This window comes from Thalassotalea loyana (assembly GCF_030161435.1).
GTDB classification, from domain to species: domain Bacteria; phylum Pseudomonadota; class Gammaproteobacteria; order Enterobacterales; family Alteromonadaceae; genus Thalassotalea_G; species Thalassotalea_G loyana.
Window position 1 is genome coordinate 242,574 of the sequence record NZ_BSSV01000007.1, and the last position, 18,810, is coordinate 261,383.

Consider the following 18,810-nt stretch of genomic DNA (forward strand, 5'->3'; position numbering starts at 1 on the left):
TTGATTTTATTTTGATCAACACAAATGGATCATCACAGGTAGTGACTAACCAAGGTGTTAATCTTGGTTATAACTATCATTATGAACACTCATTACAGCACGACCAGAAGGGTCAGCCATTTTCTTGAAGTTTTCATCCCAAGCTAATGCTTGTGGCGTACTACATGCGACTGACTTACCTCCTGGAACACATTCAGCTGCCGATGGGAGCGGGAAGTGCTCTTCAAAGATCTCACGATAGAAATAAGCTTCTTTGGTATCTGGTGTGTTGTGTGGAAACTTAAATTGAGCATTTGCAAGCTGCTGATCACTTACTTGGCTCTCAATGAACTCTTTTAAGCTGTCAATCCATGAGTAGCCAACGCCATCTGAGAACTGCTCTTTTTGACGCCATAAAATTTCTTCAGGTAAGTAACCTTCAAACGCAGAGCGCAATACGCCTTTTTCAATTTTCCCGTTACCACACATTTTGTCTTCAGGGTTGATGCGCATTGCAACATCCATAAAGTTTTTATCCAAAAATGGTACTCGAGCCTCTATGCCCCAAGCAGACATTGACTTGTTCGCACGTAAGCAATCAAACATATGAAGTTTATCAAGTTTGCGTAGCAACTCTTCATGAAACTCTTGGGCGTTAGGTGCTTTATGGAAGTATAAATAACCACCAAAGATTTCATCGGCACCCTCACCAGAGAGTACCATTTTGATACCCATCGCTTTGATTTTTCTTGCCATCAAATACATTGGTGTTGAGGCACGAACTGTGGTTACATCATAAGTTTCAAGGTGATAAATAACCTCTTTTAACGCATCTATACCTTCTTGTTCTGTAAACAAAACACTGTGGTGGATTGTACCAATACTATCCGCTACTTTTTGTGCAGCCTCTAAATCAGGAGAACCTTCTAAACCACAAGCAAAGGAGTGAACTTTTGGCCACCAAGCTTCTGATAAGTCATTCTCTTCAACACGTCGAGATGCAAACTTTTGAGTAATTGCAGACACTAGAGAAGAATCTAAACCACCTGATAGCAACACGCCGTAAGGAACGTCTGTCATTAAGTGTGATTTAACCGAGTCTTCTAATGCTTCACGTAATTTTGTTTTACTTGTAAAGTTGTCTTTTATTGCAGAGTATTGCTGCCAGTTGCGTTGGTAATACTTTTGAATACTGCCAACTTTGCTGTCGAGCATATGACCAGGAGGAAACTCACTAACTGTTTTACACACAGGCATCAACGCTTTCATTTCAGAAGCGACGTAGAAGTTTCCGTGCTCATCGTAGCCAGTGTAAAGTGGAATAATACCGATGTGATCTCGTGCGATAAGGTAACTATTGTCTTCTGCATTGTATAAACAAAATGCAAACATACCTTGTAATTTATCAACGAAGTCAGTGCCGTGTTCTTTGTATAACGGTAGAATAACTTCGCAGTCTGAATGAGTTTTAAACGTGTAATCTACGGTAAGCGTTTCTTCTAACGTTTTATGGTTATATATTTCGCCGTTTACCGCTAAAACGTGAGTTTTGTCTTCGTTATAAAGTGGTTGTGCACCGTTTTCGGTATCAACGATAGCTAGGCGTTCGTGAACGAGGATGGCGTTTTCGTTGTGGTAAACACCTGACCAGTCAGGACCACGATGACGTAATAAGCGAGAACATTCTATCGCCGTTGAACGTAACTCATCGGCGTTGTTTTTTATATCTAAAATACTAAAGATCGAACACATTGAAGCGCTACTCCTTTTTTATTTTCCAAATTGTCAATTAAATCATTGCTGATTTATCCCAAGTTGCGGGCAAATTTCTAGCACCAAAGAATAGGTCATAGAGAGGAAATTTGAATTGAATACTTTACAATTAATTATCACAACTTCGTTACTTACTCTGCCTATAAATATTTAAATTGCAATAGCTTGGCGTAGAATTTTTACTCTAACTTAGATGGGTTTGTTATAAACCTCATAAAATCAGGATGTTAGTTAACATACTTAATATTTAAAATATTTTGTGTATACTGGACTGAACACAATTTAAGAGCCTGTTTACGCTTTGAAAACGCTAACGAAATATTCTTTTGCATGGATTGCTACTTGCTGTTTATTCTCAGTACCTAGTTTTGCAAATTATACCCAATCAACCGTTGAAGAGCTTCGAATCAATAAAGCGAAGCAGAAAATGCCATCTGTAGTTAACCGTTTAAATGCACGTGTTAGTGAGTTCGACGATCAAATCAATAAAGCTCGCAAGTACACCACACTAATGCAGCTGGTATTGCGTCATGGTGATCTGCTTTGGCAAGATGCTGTTACAAGCTACAAGGATAGTGGTGATCAAGACGATAGAGCATTGTATTGGGCGAGATTACAAATGACGTCGTCTTTACGTCAGGCACGCGCGTTTAAGTCCTTGTTGCCAGATCAACAAGCTAAGTTACTCTGGCAATTTGAGCTGCTCTCTCGCGGTCAAGCTGATGTTAAGTTTGATCGAAACACTCAAAAGCGCATATTAGTGACAGGTTTTGATCCTTTCTTTTTAGACAGGCATCTTGACCAATCAAATCCTTCTGGCGCGAACGCATTAGCGCTTGATGATGTAGTAATAAGCGCCAACGGTATTAGCGCAGAGATTGAAACGTTGATCGTGCCTGTGCGATTTAAAGACTTCGATCAAGGAATGATAGAAACCCTTTTAACGCCATACTTTGCAAAGCAAAATGTCGATATGGTCGTAACCGTTAGTATGGGGCGTGAAGATTTTGATCTCGAACATTTTCCTGGTCTACGACGCAGTGCTAAGGCGCCGGATAACTTAAATGTTTTCACGGGTGCTGATGCTGAAACGCCACTCGCACCTTTATTGAACAATAAACCGCTAAATGGTCCTGAGTTTGTTAGGTTTTCTTTACCTTACAAAGCAATGCAAAATGCGACAGGGCAATACAAAGTGAACGATAACCGGTTTGTTCAAACAGTTGCTAAAGGAGAGTTTTATCCGCAGCGCTTAGATGAGTTAAGGAATGAAACTTCAGTGCAGGGCTCAGGCGGTGGTTATTTATCAAATGAAATATCTTACCGAAGTATTTTGTTGCGAAATGATTATGCACCTGTGATGCCTGTAGGTCATATCCACACACCTAGAATTAAGGCTTACGAGCCAGAGAAAACTCAAGCAATCATAGAACAAATTAAGCGTATGTTAGGTCTCGCCATTACTGAGATTTAATCCTACACATCAGGTGATGCAATTAAAGGAGTACTATGCGTCTAACTGTAATCGCACTAACATTGGCTTCGCTCATAGGGTGCAATGCTACACACGTTGAGCCAAGCCAACCTAAACCTCAAATTAGTTTTAACCAAACACTATACCCTACAGCCAATATTGACGTTATTGATGAACAAGCGCTGTTTTCGTTAACGCCTGAGCAACAAGCGTCATTTTTGATCTATGTTGATAACAAGCTCGCAAAAGGCAAACTCAAACATGAAGCGATCAGTGACTTTCTCATTGAGCGTTTGGCAAATTTTACTTATTTTGGCGATACCTTGTCCGCTTCTCAAGCGTTAGCGCAAAATCAAGGTAATTGCATGAGCTTGGCCATATTGACAACCGCGCTTGCTAAACTTATCGGCATCGAATATGCCTATCGAGAAGTCATCACGATGCCTGTTTTTGAAAAACAAAATAATATTTTGTTATCGTCAATTCATGTCCAAACTAAATTATTTAATGAAAGTACTAATGATATGGGCATCCCTGGTATAGTGAGTCGCCCTGGCATTGTAATTGACTACTTTCCTGAGCCAGACAACATAAAAAGTAAATACCTTCGTTACCCGCAATTTCTAGCGATGTACTACAAGAATATTGCATCAGACGCATTGATAGCCAATCAAAGTGATAAAGCGTTTGCTTATGCAAAAAGGGCATTTGAACTAGATGAACACAACCCTGAAATTTTAAACTTGATGGCGATTATTCATCGAAGAGCAGGTGATGAGGCGACGGCAGAGTCTATCTATAAAACTGCGATGTCCCTGGATGACAGTAATATTTCTTTATTATCTAATTATATTGTTTTACTTAACGCACAAGGTCGAAAAACGGAAGCCATGGTGTTGAAAGATCAGTTAACACAATTAGACGATACCAACCCTTATGCTTGGCTAGATTTAGCTTATGTTGCTCATCAAAATGGCGAGCTTAATCGTGCAGAGAAGTTCTATAAAAAAGCGATATTTATCGCGCCATATGTTCGAGCTGCACACATAGGTTTATTCAACATTTACGACGCTCAAGGCCGTGAACAGATGGCTGAAGATGCATTACTTGATGCATTGGAATGGGCGAATGGTAAAAAAGAGCGTAAACAAATTAAATACAAACTATATGGGCGAAACCAAGCAATTGAAGCTAACGTAAACGAAGAATAAATATCATTAAAAAGAAAAGGGAGCATCGAAGTGCTCCCTTTTTACGTAGATTCAATTGTACCTGAGGTTAAATGCTGTTTGTTACATCGACAGATAGTTTGAGCATTTGGCCAGGCTGTAAATAGTCTTTACGACTAATACTATTCCAGCGCTCAATTTCTTTGATGCTGACGTTAAATTTATTCGCGATTCTCGAGAACGAATCACCTTTACGAACACGGTATGTAATATTACGCATTACCGCTTTCTCAGTTTCTAAATGCTTGTTATTTGTTGATTTCTTCCAAATTACGAGCTTTTGTCCTGGTTTGATATAGTCTCTAGGAGCCATACCATTCCATTTTGCAATGCTCTTGGTTGATACCTTAAACTCTTTCGCTATATCCCACAATGTATCGCCAGATTGAACTGTGTAATTGATTTTCGTTCCGGCGCGCGTGCGGTTCTGCTTTGTTGCTAATCGTTGCTCTTGGCTCAGTATGTAGCTATCAAGTGATTGAGTTGCAACGGGAATCAATAAGTATTTACCCGCTCTTATCTGAGAGCCATTGATGTTATTTACTTGTTGAATAAGCGTAACGTTCGTATCAAATTTGTTGGCGATTTTAATTAGGCTATCACCATTTTTGATTTTATAGCGCTGCCAAGCTAAGCGTTCTTTATTTGTTAATTTGGCTAACCCTTTATTAAAGTCTTCAACTTTAGTTTCAGGTAAAAGCAGATAGTGTGGGCCATCAGGATCTGTTGCCCAACGGTTAAACCCAGGGTTTAAGCGCTGCAACTCACCGAGTGACAGATCGGCAAGTTGTGCTGCTTTAGCTAAATCTAGTTGTGAACCTATATCGACTTTAGTTAACACGCTCTTGTTTTCTATTTCATATAGTTTCACGCCAAAATGTTCTGGACGTTTGACAATATCAGCCAATGCCAGCAATTTCGGAACATAAGCACGTGTTTCTTTTGGTAAATCTAGGGACCAAAAATCTGTTGGCTTGTTCTTACGAGCATTGTTACGCATAGCTCGACGAACACGGCCTTCGCCTGAATTATATGCGGCTAAAGCTAATAACCAATCACCATCAAAAAACTTATGTAGATACTTGAGGTAGGCGATAGCACCTTCCGTTGATGCGATAACATCGCGACGGCCGTCATACCACCAGTTTTGCTTCATACCAAAGCGTTTACCTGTACCTGGTACAAATTGCCACATACCTGAAGCACGACCATGAGAATAGGCAAAAGGATCAAATGCGCTTTCAACGATAGGCAGTAATGCTATTTCTATTGGCATATCGTTTTTTTCAAGCTCTTCAACAATATAAAACAAGAATGGCTCAGCTCTTTTCGCCACTCTGTCTAGATAAGAAGGGTGTCTAGCATACCAATTGCGTTGTGCCACAAGTCTTTTATTTTCTTCAACTGGAAATGTTAAGCCTGCTCTTATGCGTTGCCAGATATCGTTGGTAACATCAACATCTTGGTCAGCGATAGAAAATTCAATATCAGCAACAGGGTGAATAACGTTTGCAGTTGGATCGGCTAATATTGCTTGGTTTATTTCGTTAGGGCTAGCAATATCAACTAGTTCATCTTGATGATCAGGTTCATTGCTTGCCGTATTAAATGGTGTTGTTTGACAACCAGTGAGTAACATTGCTGCAGCAATCGTTACTTTTAAAGGGGAATTTAAATACTTCATTGATGTTTTTATCATTGTTTTATCACAGCAAGTGTTACTGATTTGTTTCATGAATTCAAGATGCATAATTTGAATAAAATGCTAAGCATTATCTTTCCATCGCCTAATAGCTGCAAATGCCTCTATTTCATTATTTACTGGATTATTCACGTATTCACTCGCAATGGCATGAATATGAGGTAGATGGCATCGCAAAAACGGGTTAATTTTCTTTTCAAGACCAATGGTTGATGGAATCGTCATTTGATCTTGTTCGCGTAATTCAACAACTTGATTAAAGTAATTGAGTAAATCCACGTTTTCCGGCTCGACCATTAATGCAAAGTGCAGATTAGCCAACGTGTACTCGTGGCTGCAATAAACCTTGGTGGAGTTACTAAGCTTTGTTAATTTAGCGAGTGAGTCACTCATTTGTTCCGGCGAGCCTTCAAAAAGCCGACCACAGCCACCTGAAAATAGTGTGTCACCACAAAATAATACATCGTGGTTGAAATAAGCGATGTGGCCCAAAGTGTGGCCTGGCACATCAATCACTTCAAAGCTTACGTTAAGTTTATCCAAGGTAATAATTTCATTGCCAGATAAAGCCGTTGTAGTGCCAGCAATATTATTTTTAGCGGGTGCGTAGACATTTGTCGTTAACCCAAGAGCCTCGTTATGATCGATTAACTTAGTTAAACCACCGATGTGGTCTGGGTGATGATGAGTGATTAAAATGTCTGTTAGGATGACATTGTGGCGAGCAATATAATCCAAGCAAACGCTGGCGTCGCCAGGGTCGACAATAGCGATATGTTGTTGATTTTTCAGTACCCAAATATAATTATCATTGAAAGCTTTGATAACATCGATACTGTAATTTGGTTGCGACATAAACTATCCTCACACGGTGTAGCACGATATTATACCCAATAATGCTTTTGGGGTAAGGCAAATAAAGTTAAAAGAGATAATTTCAAACATTATGATGAAACCAGCGCTATCATACAGAACGCCTATTCGCCCACATTCATGGCAAGATATGCCAAATGGTGAGACGATTTTGTTTGAAATTAATAAGGCGTTATCGCCTTGGTGGCAGCGTTTTTTTGGTTATCATCTGTTAAAAATAGGTGCATTAAGTGGCGATGTCTCAACCAAGGGGTGTGCAATAAAAAATCAATTGACCGTCAGTCCTACGACAGACAATGCTCAAGTAGTTGGTGACTTAGACGAGTTGCCGTTTGTTCAGCACTCTGTCGATGTCTGTGTGTTAGCGCATGCTTTAGAGTTTAGCGTTGATCCTCATCATGTTGTGCGCGAAGCGTCTCGTGTACTTATCCCTAATGGTTATTTAGTTATCACCGGTTTTAATGCGCTTAGTTTGGCGGGGTTGAATTGCTATTTGCCGGTTAGGCGTCAAAAGTCACCTTGGAATGGTAGGTTTTTCACGCCGATGCGAGTTAAAGACTGGTTAAATTTGATGGGGTTTGAAATCTTGTCAGACGAGCGTATTTTGCATTCTTCACTGGCATCTGAATTAAGTAATCATGGCTTAGCGAAAAAATGGCAACAATTGATGCACTATATTTTGCCAAGTTTTGGTTCAGTCTATGTGATTGTTGCGAAGAAAAGAGAGTGGCCATTAACGCCAATTAAGCCTAAAGTTCGTATTCGGCCAAGCTTTTCTCCAGTGAAAGTTTCGACGATGAACCCACCTCAGTGCAAGAAGTAATCTTCAATAAAAAACGCGAATATTCGCTACGGAGCAAATATTCGCGCAATGGTTTGTCTTTGACTAGTGGTTACACGATTTTCTTCTACAAAGACTGTAATTTCGCCAATGTGAATAAGCCAGAATTGCGGTTGCAACTACGGTAATAATTTTTTCACCTGCCTCACCCAACAAGTCATGACCAAATACTGCCGCCATGACTAGTGTGATGATACCTGTAATGATACCGATCATTACTGTCATGTCTCGATGTTTCTTACAGCCAATAAATGCTGCCGCCAAACTTAATGGCACAATCAATACTACCAGCGCCATATGGAAGGTGTGATCACTGCTTGGTAAAAATGAAAGTACGGGAAATACGGCTAGCGCGATGGGCAGAAAAGCGCAATGTAGGGCACATAATACTGATGCGCCAATTGATAATTTGTCTAAAAACGTTTGTTTATCTATGCTCATGGGATTAACGTAACTTCTTTCTTGATACGTTATAATATAACAATAATTCGCATTCTCATATAGCAAATAAATAATTTATTAGATAAAAAAATAGGGGCTTAAAGTAAGCCCCTATTTTATGGCGTAGCTAAGGATTAAAATTTGTAGCTAGCTTTTAGGTAAGCAAAGCGGCCTTGACCACTATGAACATTAACAGCAAACCCCATGAAGTCATGGTAAGCCATTGGTGGTTCTTCATTAAACAGATTTGTTGCACCTAACGTTAGTACCGTGTTTTCAATACCAAAGTAGTTAATTGCTGCATCTACTGTCGTCATTGAACCAACTTTTGGCATACCCGCAGTTTGTACAGACGCTTCTTGTTCAAAAGAATCAATGTAGTTTACTGCCATCGTTGCATTAAAGTCGTTTTGTGTCCAATCAACTGATGCCGTCCAGCGGAATTCTGGTTGTTCGAAATCGCCTTCTTGCGCGTCGATACGTGTGCCGCCGTTTTCACCAGGGCGTTTATCTTCGTATTCAAGTACGTAGTTAAGCACATAACCAAATCTAAACTCACCGTAATCAGAGTTTAGTAAGTAGCGTAGGTCTAAATCTAAGCCTGACGTATCTAAATCACCAATGTTTTGGAAGCTATCGTTAATTGTTACAACTTGGCCTGGATCGCCTGCGATAGCCGTTGGGATACGAACAACGACATTTGGATCTAAGCCTTGAGTGTCCATTAAGAACTGTGTATCTGAATCAATAATATCTTCAATTGAGTAGCTGTAGTAATCAAGTGAGAAATTAAGGTTATCAGTTACGTTGTAAACGATACCTAAGTTATAGCTTTCAGATTCTTCTGGTTGAAGATCTGGGTTACCTTCAAATATTGCTGTGTATTCTTGTGGTTCACAAGCACGATCTTGGTTACCAATTGCCGCACAACGTAATGTATCAACTAGGTTAGGGGATTCATCAGTTCGGCCAAGACCCATTTGATGTAATGAAGGCGCTCTAAACGCAGTACCCCATGAACCACGAAGGTTTACGTCTTCAGTTGGTGTCCATAAGAAAGACACTTTTGGATTTGTAGTAGAACCAAAGTCTGAGTAATCTTCATAGCGCAATGCCATTTGAACTTCTAGTTCATCAAGCACAGGCACCGCTAATTCACCGAAAATAGACATGTTGTCTCGAGAACCATTGGCTTGGGTAGCCTCAGTACCAAATACTTCACCACGTAAGAATTGGTCGTCTGGGTTATCAGAGATTGATTCTTCACGGTACTCGGCACCAACCGCTAGTAAAAGATCACCATGCGACATCTCCATTAATGGGCCAGTGAATTTTACATCTAGTGTACGGTTTGTTGATTTACCAACACGTGTCGTTGTTGTCTCGATAAAGTCTAATGCTTCTTGAGAATTACTTGATGGCTCAAACGGGTTCCATAAACCAGAATCAATAGCTTCTTGTGTACGACGAGAGTTAGGGAAACCATCTACACCGCGCTCAACCGATTCACTTTTAATGTAACTATATGCCGCTTCCCAGCTCCACTCATTGATTTCACCTTGAAGACCAATAATCGCGCGGTAGTAATCTGTATCAACACGTTTCTCACGGTTACCGATATCAACTGTACGACGACGCATAGTTAAATCTTGTTGGTAAAACTCGTGGCTAGGCATATTGGCAAAAGGATGATTTGGGTTATCACCAGCCATTGTCAATTCATTAAAGCTAGGGCTACCAGCACCACGAATTGTTGTTTTTGAGTTTTGACCGTTTAATTCACCAAAAGCACGTAGTGAGTCATTAATTTCATATTTACCCAAATAGTTGAAGCTAAAACGCTCCGTTGCAGGGATCATAGTCATATGAGGCGCATAATCATAGCGACATAAGTTGTTGGCTGGGTCTGAATCTTCAGGTGAACAAACATCGTTACCAAACGTGTCAATTAATCGGTTTGCGGGATCTGCTGCTAACGCAATCGTACCTGGAATACCTGAAGAGCTTCTGAAGTCTGTTGTGTACGGATCGTTTGGACGAAGCGCTGTTTGGTTAGATGAACGAGAGTAATCACGATCAGCATAAAGGATTTCGTCTCGTGTAAAGTAATCTAAAATAAATGTGTGACTTGCCTTATCATCAGAGGTACCAAATACCATTGAAATATTCTGCTCTTCACCGCCTCCATCAGCTGTATCACCCCACTTACCAGATAACTCAACACCTTCGACGTCGTCACGTAAAATAATGTTGATTACACCAGCGATAGCGTCAGAACCATAGGTTGCAGATGCACCATCTTTAAGAATGTCGACACGCTTGATTGCCGAAATTGGGATGTTGTTGATATCTACGAATGCAGTATCAATACCTTTTGCGAATGGACTTACCGATACACGGCGGTTATTCACTAAGATAAGTGTTGAGTCAGCACCTAAGCCACGTAATGAAACACTAGAACCACCGTTGGCAGTATCATCACTTGAGTTAGCTTGTGTTGAAAATGTTCCTTGACCTGAGATAGGCAGTTTAGCAAATAAGCTAATGAGGTCAGTAACACCAGATTTTTCGATATCATCAGCTGATAAGCTAGTGATAGGTGAAGGGCCTTCCATATTGGTACGCTTAATATGCGAACCAGTTACTTCAATTCGTTCAATCTCTTCTTCTGCAGCATGGGCTACATTGCTTGCCAAAATTGCAGATGAAATAGAAAGAGCTAGCGCGGTCTTTTTAGTAAACCTTAACATGTTATATTCCTTATAATAGTTTTTTTATCCGTCAAATACTGCTATCGATTTATCGATTAGATGACAAAATTGTGCAGTTGCACAATGCATCATGCAGGCAAAATATTAATAAAGTACTTAACAAATGTAAGATTTTATTTTTGTTTTTTGCCTTACATGTATTTTGCGTTATTTATATTACGAATTGCATCGTATTTTTCAAGAGGGTAATTTTATTAAACGTGTTGTTTATCATTCATTTAAGTTAAAATGTCAGCAAATGATTACAAAATAGAGTTAAACATGAAGACTCAAGCACTCGTAAATTATCTTGATGAATTACTACAAGTTTCGCAGATTAAGGACTTTTGCCCAAATGGACTGCAAGTTCAAGGCGAAGAAAATATTAGTAAAATTATTTCTGGAGTTACGGCCTCTCAGGCGTTAATCGATCGAGCAATTGAAAGTAATGCTGATGCTTTACTTGTTCATCACGGCTATTTTTGGAAAAATGAACCTGCACCGTTAACAGGCATGAAGTATCAGCGAATTAAGAAGCTGATCGACAATAATATTAACTTAATTGCCTATCACTTACCTTTAGATATTCATCATGAATTAGGTAATAACGCACAGTTAGCAAAGCTTTTAGGAATCGAAGTAACAGGGCCTTTAGAGTTGGGGAATCCTTTTAGTGTATCTGTGCAAGGCCAATTCGCTAAAGCGATTGATGGTTCGGCGTTAACTAATCAAATTAATAATGTGCTGTCTCGTGACTGTTTACACATTGCGCCGCCGTCTAATAAACCTATTAAGACTGTTGCCTGGTGTACCGGTGGGGGGCAGGGATATATTGAACTAGCTGCTCAACAAGGTATTGATGCATTTATAAGTGGCGAGGTTTCCGAACAGACGACGCATATTTGTCACGAGATGGATATTCACTTTTTTGCTGCCGGTCATCATGCAACTGAGCGTTACGGAGCAAAGGCTTTAGGTGAGCACATTGCACAGAAGTTTGAATTAGATGTGACGTTTGTCGATATCAACAACCCAGTCTAAATACATTGCTCGATTAACGAAAAGTCCTAACAGATAACGTTAGGGCTTTTTTGTCAGTTAACTTTTTAGCCATTGCCATAATTGGCCAAAGCGCTCGTATACCACTCTACTTGTTTTATAAAGTGCGTCAGGCCTTGGCATGTAATATCCCCACGTTTTTTCACCATAAAAGTCTTTGACTAAAAATTGTGTAGGCGCAGGGGTAACTTCAGTACCATATTGACGGAAAAATTTAACAGCTCTTGGCATGTGGCTAGCGCTAGTGACAAGGATTACACCTTTGCCTTTAACTCTAGGACCAATAAGTTGAGCTTCTTCTTCCGTATCTAGTGGATAGTTTTCCGTTAAAATCTTATTTGCTGGCACACCAAGTTCTATTGCCGCTCGTTTGACAATTTGTGCATTTGGTTCAGATTGGCCATGACCAGAGCCAGAGGTGATAATGGTTAAGTTTGGCTTTTGTCTATAAAGCCTAACTGCCTCATTAATGCGAGCAAGTGAGCAGTCTTTTAATTGGCTTAATGCGGGCATCGTTTCGTCAGAAATATGGGCACATCCTAGTACGACAATATATTCGCTATTTCTCGGTATGGTATTTAATGCATCATATTGATTTTCTATAGGGTAGAGCAGGCGGTCGGCAACAGGGGGCATTGATGCAAGCAAAAATAAACAAAAGCTTGATATCAGCCATCCTAAACTTGCTTTTGGTCTCGATTTAAATAGGAAAATGGCCAATAACAGGCCGATAAGAATAAAACCCGTTGGACTAACAAGGATGCCAAAGAGTTTTTTTAAGAAAAATAGAAAATCCATTTTATGATGTCGGAAATAAATAATCAGTAGGCTCAACTATATCAGGGAACATAACTAATTACATAGCCAAATTAGTTGTTCGCCATACTCATTATTAACTAGCAAAGTGAGATTAGTTTTCCTGCTGTTTTGCTTGTTTCATTAATGGCTTCCAGTAAGTCACCCCAAATATCAATGTATTAATTAGTGCCGTACTAAAATTTGGTTCTATTTTTAATAAATTTTTGCGGATAACGACAAACTCTGATGCATGTATCATAACCAATATGGCAGCGGCTAACATGAGTTCCTGTGCATACATCGCAATCGGTTCAATAAAAGTGGCAAAGCCTGCAACTAGGTAGAAAATCACGGTGAGTACTCTGACAATGTTTATTAATAGGTTCATAGCTAATTCCTTGGTAATTATTGTTTTTATAATGGATCTATTGTGCTTAACGTTAGCATGTGTATCAGGATAAAAACATAGCCACTTGTTCAGCATGACGTTGTTTTTTGTAACTTTAGGCGGTTTACCTAGTATGTCATGTAATAATTGCAAATTATTTGAAGGTAGTTAGGGATACTTCACTATTTGCTTTGAGCAACTCTGCTGGAGTCACACCATATTGTTTTTTGAATGCCGTAATAAAGTTCGACGAATGATTATAGCCGGCAATATATGCAGCCTCACCAATCGACAAGCGTTCAATAATAATCTGATGTCGGGCACGCTCAAGCTTTTTTAAGCGAATAAACTCTGCCAGTGTCATGTGATGATGTTTTTTAAAGTAACGTTGAAGTGTACTTACACTCGCGCCAGCTCTGGTTGCTATATCGTTTAAGGATAATTGCTTATCAATTAAAGCAATTATTTTGCTCTCGTAGCGCTCTGGTGAACCTAATGGTGTGCTCAATAGGTTCTGATTATTTGGCTGTGTAGCGACTAATGCCTCATTCATTAAAAGAGGAAAGCATTGATTAAAAATTTCTATTGCGTGTTGCTCAAGTTGAAGTTGATTAACCAAGTTTTTTTGATTGTGTGAAGCGATTGTTTTATGAGCCAATTCCGCTAATTCAATCGGGCAGTTTAGTTGGCTAACGGGAGTCGATACGCATAATATTTTATCAATAGTTTCATGATCTTCACGAGACTGACAGCGTTGCACTAGCCACGATTTAGTTAAGCTGATATTGAGTTTCTTTGTCTGTTCACCCTTGTGTAGAAAGCGCGTAAATACTTGTGGTGAAGGTGTAGACAAGACAAAAAGCATTGGTTTTTCGTTGGTTGCAATTTGATAACGCTGACTACCTAGCGCAAAATCAACGTGACCTTCAATCAACACATTGATACTCAGGCCCGCAGGAATCTCAGCACTACTGGTTGCCTCTTGCGTTTCAATAATATCTGCACAATGAATTGAAATGCCTGAAGGGAGTTTGTTAAAACTCAGCTTACCTTTTAATAAACATTCTGAATGTGCTGCGCTCTCTGTCTGTAGATAATGCTGCCTGCCCGTTGCAGCTAAATAGTTCTCCAAATCTTTCTTAGTTATTGATTCCATTTAAAAAATTCCATGATGACGATTTCGCATAATGGCTTGACGATATCGCAAAGTATTTAACAGAAAACTAACAATACCATACTGATATGATAATGATAATGAGAATGATTCTCATTAATGAAATATTAATTTGCTATAAGGAACTGTTATGCAACCTAAGCGTTTTGCTCGTAGCACCGTCGCTAGTGCTATCGCCGCAATTTTAATAACGCCAACTGCACTAGCTGATGAGCTAGTTGCTGACGATGATATAGAACGTGTTGCTGTGTGGAGCACACAAGTAAAAACGTCATCTTTGTATTTGAAAGGTGAAGATATTACCAATAAGCAAGCCGATCACATTAGTGATTTGCTTAGAACAATTCCCGGCGTTGATGTCGGTGGTGCCCATTCATTAAATCAACGAATTACCATCCGTAGTATGGATGATAAAGACTTAGCGATTTCAATTGATGGTGCAAAGCAAAATACCTATATGTATCACCACATGGGAAATCTTCAGATTCATGCCGATATTTTGAAGTCGGTTGATATTGAAATAGGGACTAATTCAGTTATTGATGGAGGCTTGGGCGGTGCAGTACGTTTTGAAACTAAGCAAGCAAGAGAGCTACTCGACGAAGGTCAGGACTTTGGTGCCCGACTTCAAGTTAGTGTCGGTGACAACTCTGGTAGCAATTACTCTGCTACGGGTTACGGCTTACTGGGTGATGATGTTGATTTTCTTGCTTGCTACAATTATGTCGATCGTGATAATTATGAAGTAGGTGGTGGAGATATCCTTGATGCTACCGGCGACGTGGTTGACGGTACTGATGGCACGGTGCGCGGCCTTGAAGGCGAGTTGGGCGACGCACTTCTTAAGTTAGGCTGGAATGTTACCGATAATCAACGTATCCAATTAAGTTATGAAAATTACCAAGACGAAGGGGATTACAGCTATCGTCCTGACATGGGGTTGGCAACCGACTTAGCAATCACCAATTCGCTTGCAGTGCCACTGCTTTGGCCAACTGAATTTACTAGAGATACCATTACTCTCAATTATGAGCTAACAGCTGATGCTACTTACCTTAAGGCCGCTGCCTACGTAAATACGAGTGAACTATACAGAGATGAATCTGGCTGGGCTGAAAACCCTGCTTACGTTGCGTGGGCTGGGCTGGTATCGGGGGAAGCTAAAAACTCTGGCGTAAACGTTATCGCCGAAACGGCTATTGATAGCGACATCTCTCAAGATATTACTTATGGCTTTGATTATGTAAAACACGATACAAATTATCGAGCTCAATATGCTGCCGGTGTCGAAGTGTCTAGTGAGAAAGCGACAAATCTAGCGATCTTTGTACAGGATAGAATAACAATTAATGAATACGTAACAGCCATCCCAGGTGTGCGATTTGACCGTTATGATATCGAATCTGTGGTTGTTGATGACACCTTTAATGGCACCTCTCTGGCTCTTGCGGTGGAATACCAAGTCAACAATGACTTGCTGTTTAAGTTAGGTGGAACTGAGTTATTTAAAGGTCCTGAAATTAGCGAAGTTTTTGTTGGGGCTGGTTTATATGAAACGGCAAATCCTGATATTACTGAGGAAACCGGCGTCAACTTTGAATTAGCGTTTGCTTATCAAACTGAGTTTAACCATAACGGCAAACTTTCGTTTGGCGCAACGCTGTTTAGAACAGATATTCAAGATTATATTTACGATTATGCGCCACCAGCAACAGGGGTTGATGCCCGTTATTGGAAAGATAATATCGGTGATATGGAAATCGATGGCTTTGAAGCGTATGTCGGCTATGAAAATAATGGATTCAACGGCTCGTTAACTTACTCAAAAGCCGAGAGCGAACTCAATGCATTCGAGCAATACAGTGATTTAGATGGTGCGCGATTAGATCGACAACAAGGTAACACCATCAGTGCAAATGCAGGCTATTTAATTGAGCAATGGCAAATTAGCCTCAATTGGGAAATGCTATATGTAGATGACGTTGATGCCGGTGTCGACTTAGATGGCCCAACACTAGATAACAGCAAAGAAGGTTATACCGTACACAATATTGCAGCTCGTTGGGAGCCTAGCATGTTTGACGGCTTAACGCTGATTTTGGGTGTCGATAACGTGTTTGATGAGTTCTATGCATCACAATCGTCTCGCACAGGTGTCTCTTTTCATCCGAGGTTTGGTGAACTTTACCTTCAAGACTACGAACCAGGTCGCAACATTAAAGCGACAGTAGCTTACCAATTTTAATGGTTAGCGTACGTCTAAAAGAAACCGTTAATATGAACAAGTTAGCGGTTTCGAATCTCACACTCAACATTAGAACTTGGCTTCGCTCTGCGCTAGCCAAGCGTATTTTTAGTGTTTGTCGTTGGCTACATATCTATATTTCTTGTGCGTTATTTTCTCTGTTACTTTTTTTCTGCATTACCGGTATCACTCTCAATCATCCAGATTGGGCAAAGAGTAACGAATCAAAGCTAACGACGATTGAATTGCCGAGTAAATTCACACTCGATGATACTTCTGAGTATCCGCTAAAAGGCTTACAGACCTTCATTGAGAAGAAATCAGGACTAACAACACCCAGAAGCATCGACGTAGCACTCGAGGTGGGTGAAATCACCTTTGATTACCCATTACCGGCAGGCTATGCCTTTGTAACTGTAATGTTAAACGAGCAAATCATTGAGATTGAGCATACTCAGGGCGATACCTTGGCTTTGTTGAATGATTTACATAAAGGTCGACATAGTGGACTTACTTGGTTTTATCTTATTGATGTAACTGCATTTCTTATGGTGCTTTTTACCATCACAGGCATTGTCATTCTACTTCAAAACGCCAAACACCGCCGAAAAGCGCTCGTTTTACTGTTGCTCGGAAGTCTAACGCCAATGGCGGTTTATCTCGCAGCTGTTCCTCGATATTTACTTTAACGGATAACCCAAATGAATAAGTTTTTTCTCATCATATTTATCGGTCTGGGTTCAATGTGTTTCAGCCACATAGCTGGGGCTCAAACAATCAATATGACCGTCGAAATCCCAAAGATTACATCAAATCCTTACCATAAGCCTTACGTAGCTATTTGGCTTGAAACGCCGAAACGCGAGGGTGTGCATACGTTTGCGTTTTGGAAAGAACAACCAGACTGGTTTAAAGATTTACGCCAATGGTGGCGAAAAATAGGGCGAAAACGCTCGCCTAATTACGACGCAGTTACTGGGGCTACTAGAAAACCAGGTGTATATCATCTTATTTGGCATGGTCAGTTAGTTGACGGCCAACGATTACCTCCAGGTGAATACATTCTGCATTTTGAGTCCGTGCGTGAGCAAGGTAGTCGAGAGTATATCCGACAAAAAATTTACTACGGCCAAAATCGAATTCAACACTACGAGCTTCAAGGCAAAACGGAGCTCGGAAAAATCGTTATTTCAGTTAATTAATACAAAGGAATTTACATGAAACTTGTGTTCAAAAACATCGCAACCTTATTGTGTGCTTCATCGCTAATGATGCCAGTATTCACTCAAGCTCACGAGCGCTTTATGTTGCCTTCTCATACTCAGCTTTCTGGCGATAAAGCTCAGTCGGTGAGTATTATCTCAAGTATATCTAATGATATTTTCCATCCTGACAGACCTTTTGGTGATAGTGATACGGGTGCTGATGTTGGTGATCTAAAAACGTTATTCGATATGCTTGAACACCGAGTCATTTCGCCAGATTTAACATTAACAACTGATACGCGATGGCAGGCGTTTAGTCGACTGTCTGTCGCAGACATCAAATTGACGAAGAGCGGTACCTATCGAGTATCACTTGTTCAACCTGATGTTCATATGACGACATTTAAGAAAGACGATGGTACGCACTCACGTCGTTTCGGAAAGCATCCATCACTACCTGACAATGTAACTGACGTAGTTCGCCGAACGACTATGTCTCGAGTTGAAACCTTTGTCACGTTAAATGAACCAAGTAATGCTGCAGTAAAGCCAACAGGCGTTGGCGTTGAACTTAGTGGCGACACTCATCCTAACGACTTGTTTGTCGGTGAAGCAGCTCAATTCAAATTGCTGTTTAACGGTAAAACATTAAAAACACCAGCCAAAGTTAAAGTTATTAAAGGTGGCACTCGTCATCGAAATGAACGAAATGAATTAAACATCGATGTTGCAAACGATGGCTCTTTTTCCTTTACACCGCAGTCCGCTGGCTTCTACTTTCTAGCCGCGTCGACGATGGAAAACATTGAGCAACCAGCAGAAATGGATGTAAAGCACTACAGCTTGTATTTAACCTTGGAAGTCTTTCCACAGTAATCA

Annotated in this window: 16 protein-coding genes; 8 read left to right on the forward strand and 8 right to left on the reverse strand. The window is 40.2% G+C overall.

Annotated features, from left to right (window positions below):
* Positions 1–57: 57 nt before the first annotated feature.
* On the reverse strand, positions 58–1,731 hold the full coding sequence (gene asnB, locus QQK05_RS15530) for an asparagine synthase B (protein ID WP_284300233.1): 1,674 nt from the start codon (positions 1,729–1,731) through the stop codon (positions 58–60).
* 322 nt (positions 1,732–2,053) lie between these two features.
* Here asnB and QQK05_RS15535 point away from each other — a divergent pair, with 322 nt between their 5' ends.
* Positions 2,054–3,226 carry a hypothetical protein gene (locus tag QQK05_RS15535; protein WP_284300235.1) on the forward strand — a complete coding sequence of 391 codons (1,173 nt, stop codon included), beginning with the start codon at positions 2,054–2,056 and terminating at the stop codon, positions 3,224–3,226.
* Between the two features lie 35 nt (positions 3,227–3,261).
* Positions 3,262–4,437, forward strand: a complete 1,176-nt coding sequence (locus tag QQK05_RS15540) for a tetratricopeptide repeat protein (protein ID WP_284300237.1) — start codon at positions 3,262–3,264, stop codon at positions 4,435–4,437.
* Between the two features lie 67 nt (positions 4,438–4,504).
* On the opposite strand, the gene QQK05_RS15545 is transcribed toward QQK05_RS15540, so the two are convergent.
* Complete coding sequence (locus tag QQK05_RS15545) at positions 4,505–6,139, reverse strand: LysM peptidoglycan-binding domain-containing protein (RefSeq protein ID WP_284300239.1); 1,635 nt, start codon at positions 6,137–6,139, stop codon at positions 4,505–4,507.
* An 81-nt stretch (positions 6,140–6,220) separates the two neighbouring features.
* Positions 6,221–7,012 carry a hydroxyacylglutathione hydrolase gene (gloB, locus tag QQK05_RS15550; RefSeq protein ID WP_284300241.1) on the reverse strand — a complete coding sequence of 264 codons (792 nt, stop codon included), beginning with the start codon at positions 7,010–7,012 and terminating at the stop codon, positions 6,221–6,223.
* 91 nt (positions 7,013–7,103) lie between these two features.
* Between gloB and QQK05_RS15555 the strand changes: the two genes are divergently transcribed.
* The gene (locus tag QQK05_RS15555) at positions 7,104–7,853 is read left to right on the forward strand and encodes a class I SAM-dependent methyltransferase (protein ID WP_284300243.1); all 750 of its coding nucleotides are present in this window, start codon (positions 7,104–7,106) and stop codon (positions 7,851–7,853) included.
* Positions 7,854–7,916: 63 nt separating this feature from the next.
* On the opposite strand, the gene QQK05_RS15560 is transcribed toward QQK05_RS15555, so the two are convergent.
* A complete protein-coding gene (locus QQK05_RS15560) occupies positions 7,917–8,312 on the reverse strand; it encodes a MerC domain-containing protein (RefSeq protein WP_284300245.1) in 396 nt (131 codons plus the stop codon).
* 134 nt (positions 8,313–8,446) lie between these two features.
* On the reverse strand, positions 8,447–11,062 hold the full coding sequence (locus QQK05_RS15565; RefSeq protein WP_284300248.1) for a TonB-dependent receptor plug domain-containing protein: 2,616 nt from the start codon (positions 11,060–11,062) through the stop codon (positions 8,447–8,449).
* Between the two features lie 282 nt (positions 11,063–11,344).
* On the opposite strand from QQK05_RS15565, the gene QQK05_RS15570 reads away from it, so the two are divergent.
* Positions 11,345–12,103: a Nif3-like dinuclear metal center hexameric protein gene (locus QQK05_RS15570; protein WP_284300251.1), complete on the forward strand. Its 759-nt coding sequence runs from the start codon at positions 11,345–11,347 to the stop codon at positions 12,101–12,103.
* Positions 12,104–12,160: 57 nt separating this feature from the next.
* Here QQK05_RS15570 and QQK05_RS15575 read toward each other — a convergent pair whose 3' ends face one another.
* The 3 genes from QQK05_RS15575 to QQK05_RS15585 form a co-directional block, all read right to left on the reverse strand.
* The gene (locus QQK05_RS15575) at positions 12,161–12,919 is read right to left on the reverse strand and encodes an ElyC/SanA/YdcF family protein (protein ID WP_284300254.1); all 759 of its coding nucleotides are present in this window, start codon (positions 12,917–12,919) and stop codon (positions 12,161–12,163) included.
* A 112-nt stretch (positions 12,920–13,031) separates the two neighbouring features.
* Complete coding sequence (locus tag QQK05_RS15580) at positions 13,032–13,307, reverse strand: hypothetical protein (RefSeq protein ID WP_284300256.1); 276 nt, start codon at positions 13,305–13,307, stop codon at positions 13,032–13,034.
* A 154-nt stretch (positions 13,308–13,461) separates the two neighbouring features.
* Complete coding sequence (locus QQK05_RS15585) at positions 13,462–14,463, reverse strand: helix-turn-helix domain-containing protein (RefSeq protein WP_284300258.1); 1,002 nt, start codon at positions 14,461–14,463, stop codon at positions 13,462–13,464.
* 148 nt (positions 14,464–14,611) lie between these two features.
* Between QQK05_RS15585 and QQK05_RS15590 the strand changes: the two genes are divergently transcribed.
* From QQK05_RS15590 to QQK05_RS15605, 4 genes are read left to right on the forward strand one after another with little or no spacing between them, the layout of a single operon-like run.
* Positions 14,612–16,726 (forward strand): TonB-dependent receptor domain-containing protein, encoded by a 2,115-nt coding sequence (locus tag QQK05_RS15590; protein ID WP_284300260.1) that lies wholly within the window; start codon positions 14,612–14,614, stop codon positions 16,724–16,726.
* A 32-nt stretch (positions 16,727–16,758) separates the two neighbouring features.
* Positions 16,759–17,415 carry a PepSY-associated TM helix domain-containing protein gene (locus QQK05_RS15595; RefSeq protein WP_284300261.1) on the forward strand — a complete coding sequence of 219 codons (657 nt, stop codon included), beginning with the start codon at positions 16,759–16,761 and terminating at the stop codon, positions 17,413–17,415.
* A gap of 12 nt (positions 17,416–17,427) precedes the next feature.
* Complete coding sequence (locus QQK05_RS15600) at positions 17,428–17,928, forward strand: DUF2271 domain-containing protein (RefSeq protein WP_284300263.1); 501 nt, start codon at positions 17,428–17,430, stop codon at positions 17,926–17,928.
* A 15-nt stretch (positions 17,929–17,943) separates the two neighbouring features.
* A complete protein-coding gene (locus tag QQK05_RS15605; RefSeq protein WP_284300265.1) occupies positions 17,944–18,807 on the forward strand; it encodes a DUF4198 domain-containing protein in 864 nt (287 codons plus the stop codon).
* The last annotated feature ends 3 nt before the right edge of the window (positions 18,808–18,810 follow it).